16 protein-coding genes are annotated in these 20,824 nt (G+C 70.3%); 7 read left to right on the top strand and 9 right to left on the bottom strand.

Features of this window, described 5'->3' with window-relative positions; all coding sequences use genetic code 11:
• Positions 1-28: 28 nt before the first annotated feature.
• Positions 29-1,429 (bottom strand): saccharopine dehydrogenase family protein, encoded by a 1,401-nt coding sequence (locus BN1197_RS04885; RefSeq protein ID WP_082043644.1) that lies wholly within the window; start codon positions 1,427-1,429, stop codon positions 29-31.
• An 80-nt stretch (positions 1,430-1,509) separates the two neighbouring features.
• Complete coding sequence (locus tag BN1197_RS17050) at positions 1,510-2,349, bottom strand: MOSC domain-containing protein (protein WP_040156848.1); 840 nt, start codon at positions 2,347-2,349, stop codon at positions 1,510-1,512.
• A gap of 106 nt (positions 2,350-2,455) precedes the next feature.
• Here BN1197_RS17050 and BN1197_RS04870 point away from each other — a divergent pair, with 106 nt between their 5' ends.
• A complete protein-coding gene (locus BN1197_RS04870; RefSeq protein WP_040156846.1) occupies positions 2,456-3,553 on the top strand; it encodes a PLP-dependent cysteine synthase family protein in 1,098 nt (365 codons plus the stop codon).
• 43 nt (positions 3,554-3,596) lie between these two features.
• Here the strand turns inward: BN1197_RS04870 and BN1197_RS04865 are convergent, their stop codons facing one another.
• Together BN1197_RS04865 and BN1197_RS04860 are read right to left on the bottom strand one after the other, a co-directional pair.
• Positions 3,597-5,276: a DNA polymerase gene (locus BN1197_RS04865; protein WP_082043642.1), complete on the bottom strand. Its 1,680-nt coding sequence runs from the start codon at positions 5,274-5,276 to the stop codon at positions 3,597-3,599.
• 72 nt (positions 5,277-5,348) lie between these two features.
• On the bottom strand, positions 5,349-6,521 hold the full coding sequence (locus BN1197_RS04860) for a trans-sulfuration enzyme family protein (RefSeq protein WP_040156845.1): 1,173 nt from the start codon (positions 6,519-6,521) through the stop codon (positions 5,349-5,351).
• Between the two features lie 164 nt (positions 6,522-6,685).
• On the opposite strand from BN1197_RS04860, the gene BN1197_RS04855 reads away from it, so the two are divergent.
• Positions 6,686-7,171 (top strand): Lrp/AsnC family transcriptional regulator, encoded by a 486-nt coding sequence (locus tag BN1197_RS04855; protein ID WP_040156844.1) that lies wholly within the window; start codon positions 6,686-6,688, stop codon positions 7,169-7,171.
• Here the strand turns inward: BN1197_RS04855 and BN1197_RS04850 are convergent.
• Together BN1197_RS04850 and BN1197_RS04845 are read right to left on the bottom strand one after the other, a co-directional pair.
• Positions 7,155-8,741, bottom strand: a complete 1,587-nt coding sequence (locus BN1197_RS04850) for an alanine/glycine:cation symporter family protein (RefSeq protein WP_082043641.1) — start codon at positions 8,739-8,741, stop codon at positions 7,155-7,157. The genes BN1197_RS04855 and BN1197_RS04850 overlap by 17 nt on opposite strands.
• 148 nt (positions 8,742-8,889) lie before the next feature.
• The gene (locus BN1197_RS04845; protein ID WP_040156840.1) at positions 8,890-10,398 is read right to left on the bottom strand and encodes a protein adenylyltransferase SelO; all 1,509 of its coding nucleotides are present in this window, start codon (positions 10,396-10,398) and stop codon (positions 8,890-8,892) included.
• A 58-nt stretch (positions 10,399-10,456) separates the two neighbouring features.
• Here BN1197_RS04845 and BN1197_RS04840 point away from each other — a divergent pair, with 58 nt between their 5' ends.
• The gene (locus BN1197_RS04840) at positions 10,457-11,398 is read left to right on the top strand and encodes a ribokinase (protein ID WP_040156838.1); all 942 of its coding nucleotides are present in this window, start codon (positions 10,457-10,459) and stop codon (positions 11,396-11,398) included.
• A 13-nt stretch (positions 11,399-11,411) separates the two neighbouring features.
• On the opposite strand, the gene BN1197_RS04835 is transcribed toward BN1197_RS04840, so the two are convergent.
• Positions 11,412-12,329, bottom strand: coding sequence for a polyphosphate polymerase domain-containing protein (locus BN1197_RS04835; protein WP_176489712.1), 918 nt, complete (start codon positions 12,327-12,329; stop codon positions 11,412-11,414).
• 7 nt (positions 12,330-12,336) lie between these two features.
• Complete coding sequence (locus BN1197_RS04830) at positions 12,337-13,008, bottom strand: DUF4956 domain-containing protein (RefSeq protein WP_052466027.1); 672 nt, start codon at positions 13,006-13,008, stop codon at positions 12,337-12,339.
• 203 nt (positions 13,009-13,211) lie between these two features.
• On the opposite strand from BN1197_RS04830, the gene BN1197_RS04825 reads away from it, so the two are divergent.
• Positions 13,212-14,009, top strand: coding sequence for a MerR family transcriptional regulator (locus BN1197_RS04825; protein ID WP_040156835.1), 798 nt, complete (start codon positions 13,212-13,214; stop codon positions 14,007-14,009).
• A gap of 238 nt (positions 14,010-14,247) precedes the next feature.
• Here the strand turns inward: BN1197_RS04825 and BN1197_RS04820 are convergent, their stop codons facing one another.
• Positions 14,248-15,780, bottom strand: a complete 1,533-nt coding sequence (locus BN1197_RS04820) for an ATP-dependent DNA ligase (RefSeq protein ID WP_040157184.1) — start codon at positions 15,778-15,780, stop codon at positions 14,248-14,250.
• Positions 15,781-15,924: 144 nt separating this feature from the next.
• Between BN1197_RS04820 and BN1197_RS04815 the strand changes: the two genes are divergently transcribed.
• The 3 genes from BN1197_RS04815 (at position 15,925) to BN1197_RS04805 (ending at position 20,510) form a co-directional block, all read left to right on the top strand.
• A complete protein-coding gene (locus BN1197_RS04815; RefSeq protein ID WP_040156833.1) occupies positions 15,925-16,878 on the top strand; it encodes a TIGR03885 family FMN-dependent LLM class oxidoreductase in 954 nt (317 codons plus the stop codon).
• A gap of 76 nt (positions 16,879-16,954) precedes the next feature.
• The gene (locus BN1197_RS04810) at positions 16,955-18,640 is read left to right on the top strand and encodes an alpha-amylase family protein (RefSeq protein WP_040156831.1); all 1,686 of its coding nucleotides are present in this window, start codon (positions 16,955-16,957) and stop codon (positions 18,638-18,640) included.
• Between the two features lie 235 nt (positions 18,641-18,875).
• Positions 18,876-20,510, top strand: coding sequence for a methyl-accepting chemotaxis protein (locus tag BN1197_RS04805; protein WP_040156828.1), 1,635 nt, complete (start codon positions 18,876-18,878; stop codon positions 20,508-20,510).
• Positions 20,511-20,824: the final 314 nt, after the last annotated feature.

Here is a 20,824-nt window from a genome sequence, read left to right as displayed (position 1 = left end):
CGCCGAGATCTCGCGCAACAAAGACCGGTCAGCGACGGGACCTGGTCACGCTGCAACCCTCTGACCAGCACCGACGCCGAACACCGGGGCCGCGGGGCCACCAATCACCGGTCTTTGTTGCGCGAATCCTGCCGAGCCCTTCCAGACCGACCCCGACCACAGCCCCGTGGAGGCGCCCCGACTCGATGCGGAACCCGTGGTCGCGCAGCCGCCTCACGAGCAACTCACCGAGGCCGACGGCCGGGCTGTAGACCCCGCCCGATGTCGTGACCGAGCCGAGGTCGTCGAGCGCGAGGGCGAGGGCGCTCTCGCCGAGCATCACCGCGGTGCCGGTGTAGCCCGGGTCGCGCTGGTCGGCGATGCGGGTGCGGTACCGCGCGCCGGAGGTCGTCACGGCGTCGACGTCGACGGCGAACCGCCCCTCGTCCATGGATTTCTGGCTCGGCCCCTCCCCGGCCGCGGGCATGAGCCGGCGGAACACGTCTCGCACGGCGGGAATCCGCATGCCCCGGAACGCGGCTCCGGTGACCAGCGAGACCGCGGCCGCCCGTGCCGCGCCCGCGACGCCGCGGCCGGTGTCCATCACCTCCGCGTACCGGAATCCGGGGCCGTAGGACCAGCCGCTGCGCGCGTTGCTCCACCACACGACCTGCCGGTTGTAGGTCGACATGAAGAACGGCGCCTCCCACCGGTCGGTGGCCCGATCGCGCGTGACGCCGAAGGTCTCCCCGTTCCCTTCAGACGTGCCCGCTCGGCGCGGCTCGGAGTCGCCGGCCCGAGCGGCCTCCCGGGCGGACAGCAGCGCGTAGGGGTCACCGAACAGACGCGCCTGGCCGGGGTCCTCGTCGGCACGCTCGAACTGCCCGAACATCGACGCGAACGTGCCGCCGCTCAGGCCTCCCCGCATGGATCGCACGTGGGTGACGGTGTCGGTGAGCGTGCCGTCGCCGCCGTCGCGCGCGGCGCGAGCCGTCTCGAACACGCCGAGATCGGAAGGGATGGAATCGAATCCGCACGAGTGGACGATGCGGGCACCGCTGCGAGCCGCGGACGACTCGTTCGCCTCGATCGACCACTTGACGAACGACACCTCACCGGAGAGGTCGCAGTAGTGCGTGCCGTACTTGGCGCAGGCGGCGACGAGGCGCTTGCCGTACTCCTCGTACGGGCCCACGGTCGAGCACACCGCGGTGGTGCGAGCGGCGAGCGCGGCGGCCTGCTCGGCGTCGGTGACATCGGTCTCGATGAGCGTCCAGCCGCGGGCGCCGGCGGGCAGATGGGCCCGGGTCTTCTCGAGCCGGCCCCGGTTGCGGCCGGCGAGCGCGATGCGGGCCTCTCCGGCGTTGCGGGCCAGGTGCGCGGCGGTGAGCCGGCCCACGAAGCCGGTCGCTCCTACGAGGACGAGGTCGAACTCCCGGTCGGATGCCATCGGGTCTCCTTCGGTGGCGGACGATGCGATACCTGCCGTGCCCTTGCCCGCGGGCCGATGCGCTCAACCGCGGGCCACCCTCAGAACGGGATCACCCTGTCGCCCACACCGACTCGGCCCGTCGCTTCGGGGATGTAGTGCACGGCGCACCACGTCGACCCGTCCCAGCGGCGGTGGGCGGCGAGCGTGCGGATGGGGTCCTTGCCGCGGGAGAGGTCGTCGGGGTCGATCGTCGTCATCACGCATCGATCGACGAGCTTGGCGCGCCGCAGCACGACGTCGCCGATGCGGACCCGCTCCCAGTCGTCCTCGGCGAACGCCGCCGGCGCGCCCTCGACCAGCAGGTTCGGCCGAAAGCGCCGCGCGGAGATCGGAGCCGGAGGCGTCTCACCGCGGGCTCGGGCGTCCTCGCCCATCCACGCGTCGACCTGCGCGACGGACTCCTCAGAGAGCAGCGTGACCGGATATCCGTCCTGGAACGCGGCGTGATCACCCTCGCGTCCACGGCGGAGGCGGCGGCGGCGCGGGTCGTGACACCAGACGAGTCGCAGGTCGTCGCGGCCGACGGCCTGCCGGATCCACGCGTCCGCCTCCGCCCCGGCCGGGCGCGCGACGAGTTCTTTCGTGCGGAACAGCCGCACGTCGACGGCGTCGGCCTGCGGGTGCGAGACCTCGAGCGGCGAGAGCCCGGGTGCCTCGAGCAGCAGGTCGGCGGCGGTGTCGCCCGTGGCCGGGGTGCTCGCCGTGATCGTGAACAGGCGTGGCTCGACCCGGGCCGAGATCATCTCCCCGGTCTCGTCGACGACCATCCACTCCCGGTCGCCGCGCAGCCCCGCGAATCCGACGTCGGCCTGCGCCACACGCCGGATCGCCGTGCTCTTCACCGGGTGAATTCCGATCGCGGTCAGCCGCACCGTCATCGCCGTCCCCTCCCGTGCTCGCCGACTCATCCTCACATCCCGCCGAATCGTGCCGCACCGACACGACGACCCGGCGACAATCGAAGCCCTGACGAAGGAGAGTGCGATGGGACTCGTGGCCGGCCTCAACGACGTGAACCGCTTCGACGCCGAGAACCGTGCGTGGGTGACCGAGCGCATCCGCCGGCTCGACGCCGACGCCCGCCGCTCGGCCGACACCCACCTCTGGCGGGTGGAACTGCCCGTCGACTGGGGCATCGACCTCTACCTCAAGGACGAGTCGACCCACCCCACCGGCAGTCTCAAGCACCGGCTCGCCCGGTCGCTGTTCATGTACGCGCTGGTCAACGGGTGGCTCGGGCCGGAGACCCTCGTCGTCGAGGCGTCGTCGGGTTCGACCGCGGTGAGCGAGGCGCATTTCGCGCGGATGCTGGACCTGCCGTTCGTCGCGGTCATGCCCCGCTCGACGAGCACCGCGAAGGTCCGGCTCATCGAGGCGCAGGGCGGACGCTGCCACTTCGTCGACCGCGCCGACCAGATGTGCGCCGAGTCCCACCGCCTCGCCACCGAGCACGGCGGCCACTTCCTCGACCAGTTCACCTACGCCGAACGCGCCACCGACTGGCGGGGCAACAACAACATCGCCGACTCGATCCTCGACCAGCTCGCCGAGGAGCGACACCCCGACCCGTCGTGGGTCGTCGTCGGGGCCGGCACCGGCGGCACGAGCGCCACCGTGGGCCGCTACCTGCGCTATCACCGCCTCGACACGCGCCTGTGCGTCGTCGACGTCGAGAACTCCGCGTTCTTCGACGGCTGGGTCGAGGACGACCGCGACCTGACCTGCGAGGGCAGCTCGTCGATCGAGGGCATCGGACGGCCGCGGGTGGAGCCGAGCTTCATCCGGCACACGGTCGACCGGATGATCCAGGTGCCCGACGAGGCGTCGATCGCCGGCGCACGGTTCCTCTCCGACCGGCTCGGACGTCGCGTCGGCGCCTCGACCGGCACGAACATCGTCGGCGTCGCCGCGATCGTCGACGAGATGCGCCGCCTCGGCGAGACCGGCTCGATCGTCACCCTGCTCTGCGACTCCGGTGACCGCTACGCGACCACTTACTACGACGACGACTGGGTCGCCGCCAAGGGCTGGCGGATCGAACCCTGGCAGCGCGAGCTGGAACGCGCCCTGCCGTCGCGCTGATCACCGGCGCGAGTCCGCACACGGCCTGCGCACCCCGAAACCGTCAACCCTTTGCCTCCGACCAGCGCGCCACGATCTGGGTGTCGGTGACGAATCGGGCCCGGCCGCCGGCCCAGCGACGAGCGGCGTCCTCGAGTGCCCGATCGACGAGCGCGGCGACCTGCTGGGCGTGCTCGGCGGGAACGTGGATGAGGAGCTCGTCGTGCAGGCAGAGGACGATCCGCGCGCCCAGGTGAGCGGTGGTCGCGCGAACCGTGGCCGCCCACGCCTTGAAGAACTCCGCCGCCGCCCCCTGGATGATCGCGTTGCGCGCGAAGCGACCTCGGGCCGCGTCGAGCTGCGGGTTCGCTCCAGGACGGTCGCCACCCATGAGGCGCGCGGTCGGAACGAGCCGACCGCCGTAGGTACGCACCGATTCCCCGCGCATCCCGGCCGAGGACGCCTCCTCCAGGAGCCGAATCGCGACCGGGTATTCGCGCTCGAGCCCCTGCAGCGCCGCCGCGGCCTGCCCCGCGCGGCCGCCGTACATCGCCGAGAGCACCGCGACCTTGGCCACCGCCCGCTCCACCCCGAGTCGTTCGGCGACGGGCGCGTACAGGTCGTCGGCGCGGGTCGCGGCGACGAAGGCCGGGTCGCCGGAGACGACGGCGAGGACGCGTGGCTCGATCTGGCCGAGGTCGGCGCGCACGAAGAGGTGCCCGGGATGGGCGGCCACCGCCGGCCGCAGTACCGCGGGCAGGTTGTGCAACCCACCGGCCGCGGTCATGCGTCCCGCGCCGCCGTCACAGGCCCGCCATTCGCCGCGCAGCCGATCGTCGGGCCCGATGTGCTCGTCGATCCACCGCAGACCGTACGTCGTGGCGATGCGTTCCTCGGCGCGCCAGTGCAGCAGCGCCGGCACGACCGGATGCACGTGGACGTACGCCTCGAGCACGTGTTTGCGCGTCGAGGGCACGTCGATGCCGACGGCTCCGAGCAGCTCACGGACCGACGCGGGATTGCGCAGGTCGGTGCCCTCCCGCCCGGGCACGTGCGCGAGCACGGCGGCGTCGCGTTCGGCCGGCGGCCCGCACATCGGTCCGACGATGTCGAGCAGCGCGGTCCGGTCGACCGGGAGCCCGTCGTGACGCAGTTCTTCGCAGAGCACCGCCGCCGCCGACTCCGAGTGGACGGTCGCCACCAGCCGCGGCCCGAGAGCCTCGGCCCGCTCGTGCTGGGCCTGAGCGCAGGAGAGCAGTACGTCGGCCCAGGCCAGGAGACGGTCGTCGGTGACGGCCCAATCGCCCGCCACGGCATCGGCGCGCAGGTGCCCGTCGCGGCGCACCGGGTTCTCCGGATCGTCGTCGTCCTCCCCGCCGAGCAGGTCGAGCAGGTCGCCGCGGTGGCGTTCGGGCAGCGTCGCCGGGTCGAGTCCTCGTGCGGCCGCCCAGGCCAGACCCGGCCCGGCCTCCCACCCGCCGGCGAGCAACCGATGCGCCTCGGCGACGTCCCAGGCCCGCGCGATGCCGATCCCCGCGTCGACCAGCGGACGTGCCCCCTCGGCGGCCGACCACCACACCCACCGCGCCGACGTGGCCCCGACCTCGCGTGCGTGCCCGGGCAACTCGTCGAGCGGCACCACGCGGCGCAGCCCGTCACCGACGATCGCGACCCGAGGCGAGGCGGGCGCGCCCCACGCGTCCGCCGCGCTCGGCCCGACGACGAGGGCTGCGAACTCCGGCACGAGCTCAGCGTAGGGACGGGCACCGACATCCCGGCCGCGCCCCCGGCCGGTTCGTCGCCGACGGGACCGAGGTCAGCCGCGCATCGCCCGCTCGAGGTCGGCGATGAGGTCGGCCGGATCCTCGAGACCGACCGAGAGGCGCAATACGCCCGGCACCGGACGCGCCTCGGGCGCGACGGGGCGGTGGGTCAAGGACGCCGGGTGTTGGATGAGCGAGTCGACCCCGCCGAGAGAGACGGCATGGGTGATGAGCTCCACGTGCTCGGCGACGTGCGCGGCGCGTGCGTAGTCGCCCATGTCGAAGGCGAGGATCGAGCCCGGCCCCGACATCTGCCGGCCGACGAGGCCCGCGGGGTCGCAGCCCGGTGCGCCGGGGTAGTAGACGTTCTTCACCTGCGGCTGCTCGGCGAGCCACGCGGCCACCGCCATCGCGTTCTCCTGCTGCGCACGCACGCGGATCGGCAGCGTCTGCAGGCCACGGTGCGCGAGATACGCCGAGAGCGGGTGGAGGATGCCGCCGGTCAGCGCCCGCACCCCGCGCAGGCGGGCGGCCCACTCGGCGTCGGTCGCGACGATGCCTGCGAGCACGTCGCCGTGGCCGCCGAGGTACTTCGTCGCCGAGTGCATGACGAGCCTGGCTCCGAGCTCGAGCGGCCGCTGCAGCACGGGGGTGGCGAACGTGTTGTCGACGAGCACGGGCACGTCGCCGGCCTGGCGCACGACGTCGGCGATGTCGACGAGTTCGAGGGTCGGGTTGCCGGGTGACTCGATGACGACGAGACCGGTGTCGCGGGTGATCGCCGCGCCCACCCCGTCGGCCTTCGCCCAGCTCACGTGGGTACCGAGCAGGTTCGTGGCGAGCACGTGGTCGGTGCCGCCGTAGAGCGGACGCACGCCGACGACGTGACGCTTGCCGCTCTGCACCATCGCGAGCAGCACCGCGCTGAGCGCCGCCATACCGGAGGCGTATGCCACCGACTGCTCGGCGCGCTCGAGCCCGGCCAGGGCCTCCTCGAACCGCGCGACCGTCGGATTCCACAATCGCTGGTAGACCGGGGAATGCCCCTGCTCGAGCACTCCACCGCCTGCGAGGTTCTCGTAGGAGTCGCCGCCGGATTCGACATCGGGCAGCGGCGCCGTGCTCGACAGGTCGATGGGAGGAACGTGGGCGCCCAGGCCCGCGAGGTCCTCGCGGGCACCGTGAACGGCCATCGTGTCGAACGCGAGGTGGGGGTGCTGTGGCATCGGCGGACTCCGGCATCGTCGACGGGATCTGGCGGTGGACACCACCTAGTCTGTAGATCCTGCGGTGAACGGTCAATGAGACCGAACGATCCTCCTGGTCACCGTGGTTACGCTGAGAGTTTCTCGCACCACCCGCGCCTACGCCCGGCACCCAAGGAGCACCCATGTCGCGCCAGGACGACCCGCGACCTCTCGACGACGTCGACCGCGCCCTGCTGAACCTGCTCGAGGAGGACGGCCGGGCGACCAACGCGCAGCTCGCCCGGGCGGCCGGCATCGCGGAGTCGACGTGTCTGGCCCGGATGCGCACACTGCGTGAGCGCGGCGTGATCCGCGGGGTCCACGCCGACGTCGATCCCGTGGCCGTCGGGCGACCGGTCGAGGCGATGGTCGCCGTGCGGTTCAGCGGCCACGAGCGCTCTCATATCGAGGAGTTCACCGAACAGGTGCCGCGGCTACCCGGCGTGCTCAGCCTCTTCCACGTGTCGGGGGCGACCGACTTCTACGTCCACGTCGCGTGCCCGAACGCCCACGACCTGCGCGATTTCGTGCTCGACCACCTCACGAACCGCCCGGGCGTGGCCCACGCCGAGACCTCGTTGATCTTCGAGTCCCGACGCGGGGCGCGGGCGCTCACCGATCCGTCGTGACTCCGGCCGCGGTGGCTCCACCGGGCGTCTCGTCGTCGCCCGGAACGCCGATGAGGGCCGTGCCGTCGTTCGCGTGCTCGGTGCGATACCGGGTGGCGATCTCGTTCCACAGCGGCACGTCGTGGATGCCGACTCGAGCGGGGTCGAAGACCGGGTCCAGGCCCTCCTTGCGCTGCTGGGCGTAGTCCTTCATCACCTTCATCGCCGTGCCGACGAGGAACAGCAGACCGATGAGGTTGATCCACGAGTAGAGACCGACGCCGATATCGGCCATGTTCCATGCGAAGTCGGACTTGCGGATGGCTCCGATGATGATCGACGCCGTGAGCACGAGCTGGACGACGATGTTGGCGATGCGCGCCTTGCGGCCGCCACGGAAGAGGAAGGCGATGTTCGTGTCGGCGTAGAAGCCGAACGAGAGCAGCGTCGTGAACGCGAAGAGGAACATCGCGATCGCGACGAACCCGGCGCCGAACCCGGGGAACACCGAGTCGATCGCGCTCTGGGTGTACTGGGCGTTCTCGACACCGGGGAGGTTGTTGATGATCTGGGTCGTCTCGTCCGGCGCCACGACGTTGTACTGGCCGGTGACCAGGATCATGAGTCCGGTGATCGTGCACACGAAGGTCGTGTCGATGTAGACCGAGAATCCCTGGGCCAGGCCCTGCTTGATCGGGTGCGACACCTCGGCGGCGGCGGAGGCCTGCGCACCCGAACCGGTGCCGGCCTCGGAGGAGTAGACGGCTCGCTTGACGCCCCACATGATGATGGCGCCGAGCATGCCGCCGAACATCGCCTCCTGGCCGAACGCGGCGGAGAAGATCAGCCGGAACATCTCGGGCACCTCGTCGGCGTCCAGGACGAGAATGACCAGACCGAGCAGGATGTACGCGGCGGCCATGAACGGCACGAGGAATCCGCAGACCTTGCCGATGCGCTTCATGCCACCGAAGATCACGAGGCAGAAGAGAATCGCGACGACGATTCCCGTGGCGGCCGGCGGAATGTTCCACGCACCCTCCATCGACATCGCGATGCTGTTCGACTGGATCGTCGGCCCGGTGACGGTGAACGCGAGAATCGCCGCACAGGCGTAGACGAATCCGAGGATCGTGCCGACCAGCGGCCACTTGATTCCCCTGGTCATGTAATAGGCCGGGCCACCGCGGTATTCACCGTTGACCTCGACCTTGTAGACCTGCGCGAGCGAGGACTCGACCACCGCGATGCCCGCGCCGAGCAACGCCGTGATCCACATCCAGAACATCGCTCCAGGACCACCGAAATGAATGGCGGTTGCGACGCCCATGATGTTGCCGACACCCACCCGCCCGCCGAGGGCCATGGCGAAGGCCTCGAACGAGGAGACACCCCGGGAGGAATCACCGCCACCCATGAGCTGGGCGACCATCTCACGAATGCGAAGAAGCTGCGGGGCCTTGAGCACGATGGTGTAAAGGATCCCGCTGAAGAGCACGAGATAGATGAGCCAGTTGCTCCACAAGGCTCCGGCGATCGCACCGGTGCACTGGTCGAGCCCTTGCCCGCACGCTTCGATCAACTCGTCCATCGAGTGCCTCTTTCGCTCACACCTCGCCGATGAGGTCACCGGCGTAGCCGGGTGGTGGAGTTCTGCGTGATTGTCAGGCTAGGCCCAGAACGTTCTCTCGTGGCGGAAAGCCGCGCACGTGTTCACCGGATCACGATTGCGCGGTGCCTCAGGTGCCGCAGTACGTGATGTGCTGCGGCGTTCCGGCCGGCGCGGGACGTGCGAGATCCTCGAACCCGTCGCGGCGCGTGAACGGCGTGCGCAACGCCGGGAGAACTCGCATGAACGGCGCGAGATCACCCTCGGTCGCGGCACCGAGCACGTCCTCGACGACGTGATTGCGCGGGATGTAGACGGGGTTGGCGGCGTTCATCCTCGCCTCCCTCGCCGCAGTGTCCGGATCGAGCAGCGCGCTGCGTCGCTCGAGCCAGACGTCGAACGGCGCGGCGTCGTCGACGAGCTCCCGAGCCGATCCGTCGGTGAGCGCCCGGAAGAACTGCGTGTGGTCGATGCGCTCGCGGGTCAGCAGAGCGAGGACGTCGCTGACGAGGGTGCGTACCTCCGGGTCGTCCTCCGCACCGGTGCGCACGCCGAGTTTGGCCGCCATGACCTCGTGGAACGCCGCGTCGTAGGTCTCGGCGAACCCGGCGAGGACCCCGGTGGCGGCCTCGACCGCCGCCTCGGCCGGTTCGGGCCACGGCCGTGGCGTCGACTCGTCCTCACCCGACTCGTCCTCACCCCCGCCCGGCCCGCGGCCGATCAGCGGCAGCAGCGCCTCGCCGAGCCGCGCGAGGTTCCACTGCGCGATGCCCGGCTGATTGCCGTAGGCGTACCGGCCACCGTGGTCGATCGAGCTGAACACCGCGCGCGGGTCGTGGGCGTCGAGGAAGGCGCAGGGGCCGTAGTCGATGGTCTCGCCGCTGATCGTCATGTTGTCGGTGTTCATCACGCCGTGGATGAATCCGACGCCCATCCACCGGGCGACGAGCCGGGCCTGCGCGGTCGCGACCGCCTCGAAGAGCGCGAGGTAGGGGTCGTCGGCCTCTCGTGCCGTGGGGTGGTGCCGGTCGATCGCGTGGTCGGCGAGAGCGCGGAGCACGTCGAGGCGGCCGAGGGAGGCCGCGTACTGAAACGTGCCGACCCGCAGGTGGCTGCTCGCGACCCGCGCGAGGATCGCGCCCGGCAGCGGCCGCTCACGCATGATCGTCCGGCCGGTGCCGACGACCGCGAGCGAGCGGGTCGTCGGGATGCCGAGCGCGTCCATCGCCTCGCTCACGAGGTACTCGCGCAGCATCGGCCCGACCGCGGCGTTGCCGTCGCCTCCGCGGGCGTAGGGGGTGCGGCCCGACCCCTTGAGGTGCAGGTCATGACGTCGACCGGCAGGATCGACGAACTCACCGAGGAGCAACGCCCGACCGTCGCCGAGCACCGGTGAGTACGAACCGAACTGGTGGCCGGCATAGGCCTGCGCGTACGTCGGCCAGGATTCCGGCACCTGCCCTGCGAGCATCCGCACCCCGTCGGGGGTGCGCAGCCACGCGGCATCGAGCCCGAGCTCGGTCGCGAGGTCGTCGTCGAACACGAGCAGGCTCGGCTCCTCCACGACCGCTGCCCGCCACGCCGTCGACAACTCCGGCACGTCGGCCGCGTACGTCTGCTCGAAGGTGGGTGCACTCATACCTGCCCTATGCCCCGGTCGCGCGCCGGGCAACCGCGTCCTGCGTAGGGTCGAGGCCATGGACACCCCGTCGCGCGTCGTCGTCATCGGTTCGATCAACGTCGACCTCTTCGCCCGCGTGCGCACGCATCCGCGCCCCGGCGAGACCGTGCTCGGTGAGGACGGCTCCCGCAAGGCCGGCGGCAAGGGCGCGAACCAGGCCGTGGCCGCGGCCCTCGCTGGAGCACCGACCGCGATGGTCGGCTGCATCGGCGAGGACAGCGCGATCGCGACCTCGCTGCTGGAGAAGGCGGGTGTCGACCTCTCCGGCGTGCGAAGGGTCGAAGACACCCCCACCGGGATCGCGCTCATCACGGTCTCCGACGCCGGCGAGAACTCGATCATCGTCATCCCGGGGGCGAACGCGCAGGTGACCGTAGACGACGTGCGTGCGGCCGCGCTCACGGCAGAGGACGTCGTGGTCGTCCAGGGCGAGATCCCCACCGACGTCGTCGACGAGGCCGCGCGGGTCTGCACCGACCTCGGGACGCGCCTCGTCGTCAACCTCGCGCCCGTCGTCGCCCTCGCGCCCGACACCCTTCGAGCCGCCGACCCGCTCATCGTCAACGAGCACGAGGCCCGTGCCGCCGCGGCCATGCTCGAGGCCGACGACCCCGCTGCGGCCGACGACGACATGACGACGGAGGACGCCGAGATGACCCTCGACGAGGCCTCCGCCCTCGGTGAGTCCCTGCGCGCCCACGGGGTCGACTCGGTCGTCATCACCCTCGGCGCAGCGGGCGCCGTCGTGTCGACGAGCGCCGGGACGACGGTGTGCGAGGGCGAGAAGGTGGAGGTCGTCGACACCACCGGCGCCGGCGACTGCTTCGTCGGTACCGTCGCCGCCCGCCTCGCCGAAGGGGACTCACTCGAGGACGCCGCCCGCGCCGGCAACGCCGCCGCCGCGAAGGCCGTCCAGCGAGCCGGCGCCCAGGAGTCCTACGCCTGGCCCCGGTGCTGAGGCCGGCCCCCGGTCATCGCACCGGATGCAGTGGCCGGGGTCCGCGCGGGGCGCGAGGCGGGCGAAGCGGCCGCGGGGCACGTGGCGGCCGCTCCAGGGAGACATAGGCGGTCGCGGCGCGTTCGCCTACGGCGGTGACGGTCGGTCGTCGAGGGGGCCCGAAGAGCCGGGTCATCGCGGGCAGGTAGCGGTTCACCGACAGGTGCGGGTGGAGCAGTTCGAGCCCGAGACAGTACTTACTCACCCGCATCGGCCGGATACCCAGGTCCCACAACAGCCGGTCCATCTCGCCATTGCCGTGGGCGCTCTTGGTCTCGACGAGCGCGAGCGTGGGATCCATCGACGCGACGACGTCGGCACTACGGAGCATGTGCAGGTCGACGTCGACGGTCGTGCGGGCCGGCGTCGCACGCGAGGCGAGCGTGAACCGCCGGTACCGATTGCGCAGCACCGGCTGCACGGGATACGTGACATCGAGTCCGTACGCCTCGCGCACCACCTCCCGAAAGAAGGCGTCCGCCCTCGGCCCCACGACGTTCGCCGCGTCATCGGCGTGGTCGATCTTGCGCTTGACCGTGTGGCCGCGGCCGTCGCGCAGTTTGACCTCGAAGACGTTCAGACCGGTGTCGACGTAGATGCGAGTGCGCATCTTGTAGGTGTACCGGCGTCGCTGCAGGTGATCGTGGTAGCTCGTCAGCTGCGCGGAGTCGAAGTACGTCGTGTCGTACTGCTGACCACGCACCCCGTCGATCTCGAGCACGTCGCAGCGGCCCTCGAGGCGTGCGACGAACGCGTCGAACTGAGCCCGGTCGAGGACGTACTTCGAGTCGGCTCTGGTCTGCAGCGCGGCTCGGGCGTTGAGCTCGGTGAGATCGATGGGGTCGAGGCGGCCGACGATCTCCTCGAGGTGGTGGCCACGGGGACGACTCACGGCGACCTCACGGCTGGTCGAGCGTCGCGACACCCGCCACCTGTCCACGCGCGCCGTCAGGGGCCACGTAGCGCACGTCGACGAGCATCGTGTCCTGGACGTAATCGGCGTGGAGCACGGTCGCGGTCGTCACGTCGACCCCGAGCCGATCCTCCAGGTCGTTGCGCAGCATCACCGGGTCGCGGTGCACCGTGTCGAGCGTGATCTGCACGTGGCCCGCCGCCGGGCGCAGCCGCGGATGATCCACGAGATAGACCCCGAGGACGATGGTCGCGCTCAACAGGATCGCGAAGAGCTCGTTGGACCAGTTGAGCACCGTGCCGCCCACCTCGAGCGCGTTGACCACCCCCAGCACGATCCCGCAGAAGAAGTACGCCAGCTCGATCGTCGAGAACGTCTCACTGCGCAGGCTGATGATCGACAGCAGCGCGAACAGGCCGAACCCGAACCCGAGGTCGACGCTGCGCACGTCGATGACCGCGAGCACGACGAAGAGCGCGAGGTTGAAGCAGAGCAGGCACGTGACGATGTCACGACGGCCGTGCCGCAGGTAGATCCCGAACGCCAGCACGAGCACGGCGGCGAGATCGACGACGAGGTGGATACCGAAGTCGAGAAAGTTCTCGGGTGTCACCGAGGGGTCGTTGGAGGTGAACGCGAACGAGGCGAGATCGAACATGACGTCCTTTCATGCATTCGGTCCGATCCCGCCAGTCTGCCTGCGGGGCACTGGAGCCGGGTCGCTACCCACCCGCGGATCCACCCGCCGGTCACGCGGTCGGCACGAGGCTGGGCCGCGGCCGGTCACACGGTGTCGCGATGTGGCTTGACCCTCACGCGGCGTGAGGCGGAATCGTCGTGGGTGTGAGAGATGCTGCAACGGTGAGCACACCGCACGACGAGCTGACGGTCGGCGCCACGGCGGCGTTGGTCGGGGTGAGCGTGCGGACCCTCCACCACTGGGACGAGATCGGCCTCGTGCACCCGAGCGGGCGTACGAACTCCGACTACCGGGTGTACTCGCGCGACGACGTCGCGCGGATCCATCGGGTGCTCGTCTACCGGGAGGTGGGGATCCCGCTCGCGCAGATCGGCGAACTCCTCGACGACCCCACGGTCGATCAGGTCGCCCACCTGCGTCGCCAGCGGGAACTGCTCGAAGGCCGCATCTCTCGCCTGCAGGAGATGGTCTCCGCAGTGGATGTGTTGATGGAGGCAGAGATGAACGACACGAACCTCACCCCGGCCGAGATGAGCGAGATCTTCGGTCAGGAGTGGAACCCCGAGTACCAGGTCGAGGCCGAGGAACGCTGGGGCGACACCGAGCAGTGGGCGCAGTCGCAGGCCCGCTCGAAGCAGATGTCACGTGAGGACTGGGAACGGGTCAAGGCCGAGAGCGACGCGCTCGACGCCGACATGGCCGCGGCCGTCCGCGACGGCGTCGCCCCCGGTTCCGACACGGCGAACGCCCTCGCCGAGCGCCATCGCGCGTCGATCGACCGGTTCTACGACTGCTCGTACTCGATGCAGGTGTGCCTGGCCCGGATGTACCTCGCCGACCAGCGGTTCACCGACCGCTACGAGGCGGTGCAGCCCGGTCTCACGCAGTGGCTGCACGACGCGATCGCTCAGAACGCGAGTGCCCAGGGAGTCGACCCCGAGACCGCCGTCTGGCAGTGAGGCAACGCAGAACTCGCGCAACAAAGACCGGTCACCGACGACCTCTCATCGGCCGCCACCGGCATCACCGCTGGTCAGGGGGCTGCCGGCGAAATCGGCCGTCGGACTGACCGGTCCTTGTTGCGCGAGTCTTTCGGGCAGCGTGAGTGCGGGCCGACGTCGGTGACGACCATTCGTTGTTGCGCGGGCCTTCGGAGCAGCGTGAGTGCGGGCCGACGTCGTTCGTGGCAGGGGCGGCTCAGGTCGCCGCGAGGGCGCGGACGGTCTCGATCGTGTCGGCCTCGGCCGCGCCCTTGTCGTCGCGGTAGCGCAGCACCCGCGCGAACCGCAGGGCCAGGCCGCCGGGGTAGCGGGTCGACGTCTGCAATCCGTCGAACGCGATCTCGACGACCTGTTCGGGTCGCACGAACACGACGTGTCCCTCGCGATGGGTCTCGAGGTCGAGGAACCGGCGGGTCTGCCACTCGAGGATCTCGTCGGTCATGCCCTTGAACGTCTTGCCGAGCATGGTGAACCCCGTGGGCGAGGCGGCATCCCGCGCCCCGAGGTGGATGTTCGAGAGCTTTCCACGCCGGCGACCGCTGCCCCATTCGACGGCGAGCACGACGAGGTCGAGGGTGTGTCGCGGTTTCACCTTGACCCAGCCCGCTCCCCGCCGGCCGGCGGCGTAGGGCGCATCGAGGCTCTTGACCACGACCCCTTCGTGCCCGGCGGCGATCTGATCGGCGAAGAACGCGGCCGCCTCGTCCTCCTCGGCGGTGACGAGCCGGGGCACGCGGGACTCGGGTGCGACGTCGGCCAGACGGGCGAAGCGCTCGCGAGCGGGCAGGTCGAGAAGATCCTCCCCGTCGACGTGCAGGAGGTCGAAGGCGTACGTCGTCACCGGGGTCCGCTCGGCGAGAGCGGCGGGATCGGCCCGGCTCGCGGTGCGAGCGCCGGTGACCTGGAACGGGTGTGGGCGCCCGTCGAGTCGCAACGCGATCGCCTCGGCGTCGAGGACGAGCCGCTCGGCCGGCAGCGAGCGCACGAGTTCGACGACCTCGGGCAGCCGTTCGGTGATCTCGTCGAGCGAGCGGGTGAACAGGCGCACGTCGTCGCCGTCCTTGTGCGCCTGCAACCGGATGCCGTCGAGTTTGCGCTCGACCGCCACCGGCTCTCCTCCGCCCACCGTGGCGAGCGCCGCCGCGACGTCAGGTGCCGATCCGGCGAGCATGGGCCGCAGGGGTCTTCCGACGACGAGGCCGATCTCGGCGAGGCCCGCCTCACCGTGCGCCAGGGCCGCAGCAGCGACATCGGCCGACCACCCGGCGAGCATGACCGCGCGCCGCACGGCGGCAGCGGGAACAGCGGCGGCCTCGGCGATCGCCGCCTGCAACACCCCGTCGAGTGCGCCCTGGCGAACCTCGCCGGTGAGCAGCCCCCGCAGGAACGCCTGCTCGTCGGCGGTCGCGCGGGCGAACAGGTCGTTCACGGCTTCACGACGCCGCCCCGCCGAGCCGGTCCCGGCGAGCGCAGAGATGTCCTCGAGAGCGGCGTCGACCTCGGCGACCGTTAGCGTCGGCTGCTCCGCCGGTGCGGGCAGCGACGCGAGCCCTCGCCAGCCCACGCCGGTCCGGCGCTGCGGCAACGCCCCGGAGAGGTAGAACGCGACGATCCGCGCAGCGTCGGACCCGGCCTCGCGCAACGCCTCGGCGACGGCGGCGATCTTGGCCGTCCGCGATCTGGTCGCGCCGACACGCGCGGAGGTGGCGACGACGTCGGCGAGTCTCACGCGCGCCCCTGTCTCGAATCCGTCATGCCCACACTGCTCCTCGTCGTTCGACCGCGGGCCGTCGACCCGGTGCGCCACTGCCCGAGTGCTCCCGTCGTCACCGACCGGTGTGACCACGGCCACCTCCTCGGTTTGAATGAGGGTATGACTCTCGTCGGCTTTCACGCCTCGCACGAACAGATCCCGCCCGGGCAGTTGCTCGAGGACGTCCAGCTCGCCGAGCAGGCCGGCTTCGACGCGGCGATGTGCTCCGACCACTTCGCGCCGTGGAGCTCGCGGCAGGGCGAGGCGGGGTTCACGTGGTCGTGGCTCGGAGCCGCGATGGCGACGACCGGCCTCACGTTCGGCACGGTCAACGCCCCCGGCCAGCGGTACCACCCGGCGATCATCGCCCAGGCGTCGGCCACGCTGGCCTCGATGTTCCCCGGCCGGTTCTGGATGTGCCTCGGCACCGGCCAGTACATGAACGAGTACGTCACCGGCGAGAAGTGGCCGCGCAAGGAGGTCCGCGACGAGCGACTGCTCGAGTGCGCCGACATCATCCGGCGGCTGCACCGCGGCGAGACCGTCACCCACCACGGGCACGTCACGGTCGAGGACGCAAAGTTGTGGACGCTGCCGCAGGAGCCGCCGCAGCTCTTCCAGCCCACCCTGTCTCCGCGCAGCGCCGCCCAGGGCGCCCGCTGGGCAGACGGCATCGCGACGATCAACCAGCCGATGGATCGCCTGCGCGAGATCGTCGACGCCTACCGTGGTGCGGGGGGCGACGGCCGGATGATCCTCCAGGTCCACGTCGCCTGGGCGCCCACCGACGACGAGGCCCGCGCGATCGCGCGGGACCAGTGGAGCAGCAACGTCTTTCCCACCGCCGTCGCCACCGACGTGCTCACCGAGCACCTCGACGCCCTCGGCGAGGCCTCCACCGACGAGCAGATCCAGGACGCGTGCCTCGTGGAATCCGACCTCGGCCGACTGACCGAACGCATCCGCGAGATGGCCGACCTCGGCTTCGACGCGGTCTACCTCCACCAGGTCTCCCAGCAGCAGCGGCCGTGGATCGACGCCGCCGCCGAGCACGTCCTGCCCGGCCTGCGCTGACACCCCTCTGACATCCCCCGACGACCGCCCGACACGTTCGATCAACCCGACGAGAACGCGACCTCGAGGAGCCTGCATGCGCATCACCGACACGAGTGACCTGTGGTGGAAGAACGCCGTGATCTACAGCCTGGACGTGGAGACGTACCAGGACGGCAACGGTGACGGGATCGGCGACTTCGCCGGCCTTGCCCGCCGCATCGACTACCTGGCCGAGCTCGGAGTGACGACCCTGTGGCTCATGCCGTTCTACCCCTCCCCCGACAAGGACGACGGATACGACATCACCGACTTCTACACCGTCGACCCACGCCTGGGCTCCCTCGGTGACTTCGTCGAGTTCATCCGCACCGCGCACGACCGCGGCATGCGGGTCATCGTCGACCTCGTGCTCAACCACACCTCCGACGAGCACCCGTGGTTCAAGGAGGCACGCAAGAGCAAGGACAACCCGTTCCGCGACTGGTACGTGTGGCGCGACACCGAACCGCCGGACACCTCCGACAAGGTCGTCTTTCCCGACGTCGAGGACTCGCTCTGGGAGAAGGACGACAAGACCGGCGAGTGGTACCTGCACAACTTCTACAAGTTCCAGCCCGACCTCAACATCGCCAACCCCGAGGTGCGTGAGGAGATCGCGCGCATCATCGGGTTCTGGACGCAGCTCGGCGTCGACGGGTTCCGGGTCGACGCGGTGCCGTTCATCCTCGAGACGACGGGTTACACGGCGCAGGAGAAGAAGGAGCTCGGCGACCCGATGAACTTCCTCCGCCAGACGTGCGCGTTCCTGCGGCGCCGCACGGGCGACGGCATCCTCCTCGGCGAGGTCAACGTGCCGTACAAGGACCAGTACCAGTTCTTCGGTGCCGAGAACGGCGACGGGCTCTCGCTGCAGTTCGACTTCATCGGCATGCAGGCGCTGTACCTCGCGATGGCCCGGCACGACGCGCGCCCGATCGTCAAGGCCCTCACCGAGCGGGGCAAGTACCCCCTCGCCCGCGAGACGCAGTGGGCCAACTTCCTGCGCAACCACGACGAGCTCACCCTCGACAAGCTCACGGATTCCGAACGTCAGGAGGTGTTCGACGCGTTCGGCCCCGAGAAGGAGATGCAGGTCTTCGACCGCGGGCTCAAGCGTCGACTGCCGACGATGCTCGCCGGCGACCCGCGCCGCATCCGGATGGCCTACAGCCTCATGTTCGCGTTGCCCGGTACCCCGTCGATCTTCTACGGCGAGGAGATCGGCATGGGCGAGAACCTCGCCGAGACCGGGCGCATGGCGGTGCGTACCCCCATGCAGTGGACGTCGGAGGACTCGACCGGCTTCTCCAGCGCGAAGGCGAACAAGCTCATCGCGCCGCTAGCCGACGGCGGCTACGGCCCCGACCACGTCAACGTCGCCGACCAGCGCAGCGACCCGGACTCGCTCTACTCCTTCATCCGCGGCCTCATCTTCCTGCACCGCCGCCACCCCGAACTCGGTTGGGCGGACGTCGAGGTCATCGACGTCGGTGACCCGGCGGTGCTCGTGCTCGCGGCTCGTGGCGACGAGGCCACGGTCGTCACCGCACACAACCTCGGCCAGGAGGGTCGCACGATCGAGGTGAAGCTCGACGACATCGACCCCGGGTCCAAGCTCGTCGATCTGTGGGCCCAGGACTCCGTCGAGGACGACCCCACCAAGCCCTTCGAGATCCAACTCGACGGGTACGGCTATCGCTGGCTGCGGGTGCAGAGCGAGGACGACACGAGGCTGTACTGACCTCGCACCGAACGCCGTAATGACACATCCCGCCGTGGCGCCGCCCTGCCGAAACGGGGTCGGCGCCACGGCGTCTCACACGGGGGTTCCGACGGGAACGTCCTCGAACGTCTACGAGAGAGGTCCTCAGAACGGTCGTCCTGCTGCCGAAGGAGGAAGAGCGTCCAGCAGGGCGCGTACTCAGGCGTCCAGATAGGCGAGACCCGTCCCGCCGGACACGGTCAAAGGCGGCCCCATGAGCGTTCCCGTATCCACCTCCCGTCGTTCCCTCGGCATCTTCGGCAAGATCACCGGCGTCGGCCTCGTGGGCCTCCTCGGTGCCGTACTCGTCGGAGGTATCGCTCTCGCGAACCTGCTCGATGTGCAGAGTCGCGTGCACGATCGCACCCAGATTCTCACCGCGAGGGAGGCCGCCGCGGGACTCGAACTCGACAACTCCGACGTCAGCGGCTGGCAGCTCGGAATCCTCGGCGACGTCTACCGCATCGGCTCGAAGAAGGCCCTGAGCGGCGAAGAGGCCTACAACCTTCAGGGATTCGAGGAGGCCAAGGCCAACGTCGACAAGCACCTCGCGCAGTTCCCCACCGAAGCACTCACCGAGGAGGAGGCCGGCCGGCTCCAGGCCGCACGCGCCGGCTATCAGGACTTCTTCGCCGCCGACCAGGCCGCTCGCGAACTCCTCGCGACCGGCGATCGGGCCAAGATGGCGCAGGCGTCGGACTCCATCAACGGCGGCGCCAGCGGTGAGGCCAACGGCCGCATCAGCGAGGCCACCGGGGCCCTGCAGAAGTCGATCGACGCCCGCGCGGACGCCGTCTCCGACGAGATCGACGCGGCGATCGCCCGCACGATCTGGATCGTCGTGGTCGCGACGCTCGTGCTCCCGGTCGTCATCCTCCTCGTGGCCCGCGCGGTCGCCCGGCCGATCCAGCGTTCCCTGCGCTCGGTGCGTGACTCGCTGCGGGCCATGGCCGACGACGACCTCACGGTGCCCGCCGAGGTCACGACGGGCGACGAGGTGGGCGAGACGGCGCAGGCTCTCGAGCACTCGCGGCAGTCCATTCTCGGCATCATCGGCCGGGTCAAGGAGGCTGCGGAGAGCGTCGCCCGTGAGGCGGAGACGATGACCGAGCGCTCGCGCCGCATCGGCACCCGAGCCGTCGACAGCTCGACCGCCCTCGGCGCCACCGCGGGCGAGGCCGACGACGTCTCGCACAACATCCAGACGGTCGCCGCGGGCACCGAGCAGATGACCTCGTCGATCCGCGAGATCGCCCAGTCGACGAACGACGCCGCCGGCGTCGCGGCCCAGGCCGTGCAGGTGGCCGAGACGACGAACGCGACGATCGGCCAACTCGGCACGAGCTCCGCCCAGATCGGAGAGGTCGTCAAGGCGATCACGAGCATCGCGGAACAGACCAACCTGCTCGCCCTCAACGCGACGATCGAGGCGGCACGCGCCGGTGAGGCCGGCAAGGGCTTCGCGGTCGTCGCCAACGAGGTCAAGGACCTCGCTCAGGAAACCTCCAAGGCCACCGAGGACATCGGCCGTCGGGTCGAGGCCATCCAGCTCGACACCGAGGCCGCCGTCACGGCGATCACGCAGATCGGTGCGATCATCACCCGCATCAACGACTCCCAGTCGACGATCGCCTCCGCGGTCGAGGAGCAGACCGCGACGACCAACGAGATGAGTCGCAGTGTCGCCGACGCCGCGAGTGGTGCCGGACGCATCGCCGAGAGCATCCAGCGCAGCGCCGGCGACGCCCGCTCCTCCTCCGACATCGCCGACGAGATGATGGGCGACATCGACCACCTCACCGGCAGCGCCGATGAACTACGCGCCCTGGTCAGCGGCTTCAAGGTGTGACCCGGGCCACGGACGGGCATGTGCGGCTCATCCGGTGTTGACCCTGACACCGCGTGAGGCGGGAGAACGGTGTCATGTCGATCGGAGACTTCGCTCGACTCGGGCAGGTGTCGGTCCGGATGCTGCGTCCGACTGGGTCACCGAGCTCCAGCAACCCATGCGGAGCTGACGGGTTGCGAGCCGCGCCCGGCGTGGCGCCCATGGGCGGGGCGGTTCGCAACGCACGATGAAGGTGGCCTCGGACGACAGTGGGGAAGCCTGTTGTCCGAGGCCGCTCCATGCCGAGGTGGCCCGTGCGTGTACCGCATGTCCCG

The sequence above is a fragment of the Mobilicoccus massiliensis genome, assembly GCF_000826525.2.
Classification (GTDB): domain Bacteria; phylum Actinomycetota; class Actinomycetes; order Actinomycetales; family Dermatophilaceae; genus Mobilicoccus; species Mobilicoccus massiliensis.
The sequence above is the reverse complement of the archived record's forward strand: the minus strand, read 5'-3'. Positions and strand labels throughout refer to the sequence as shown.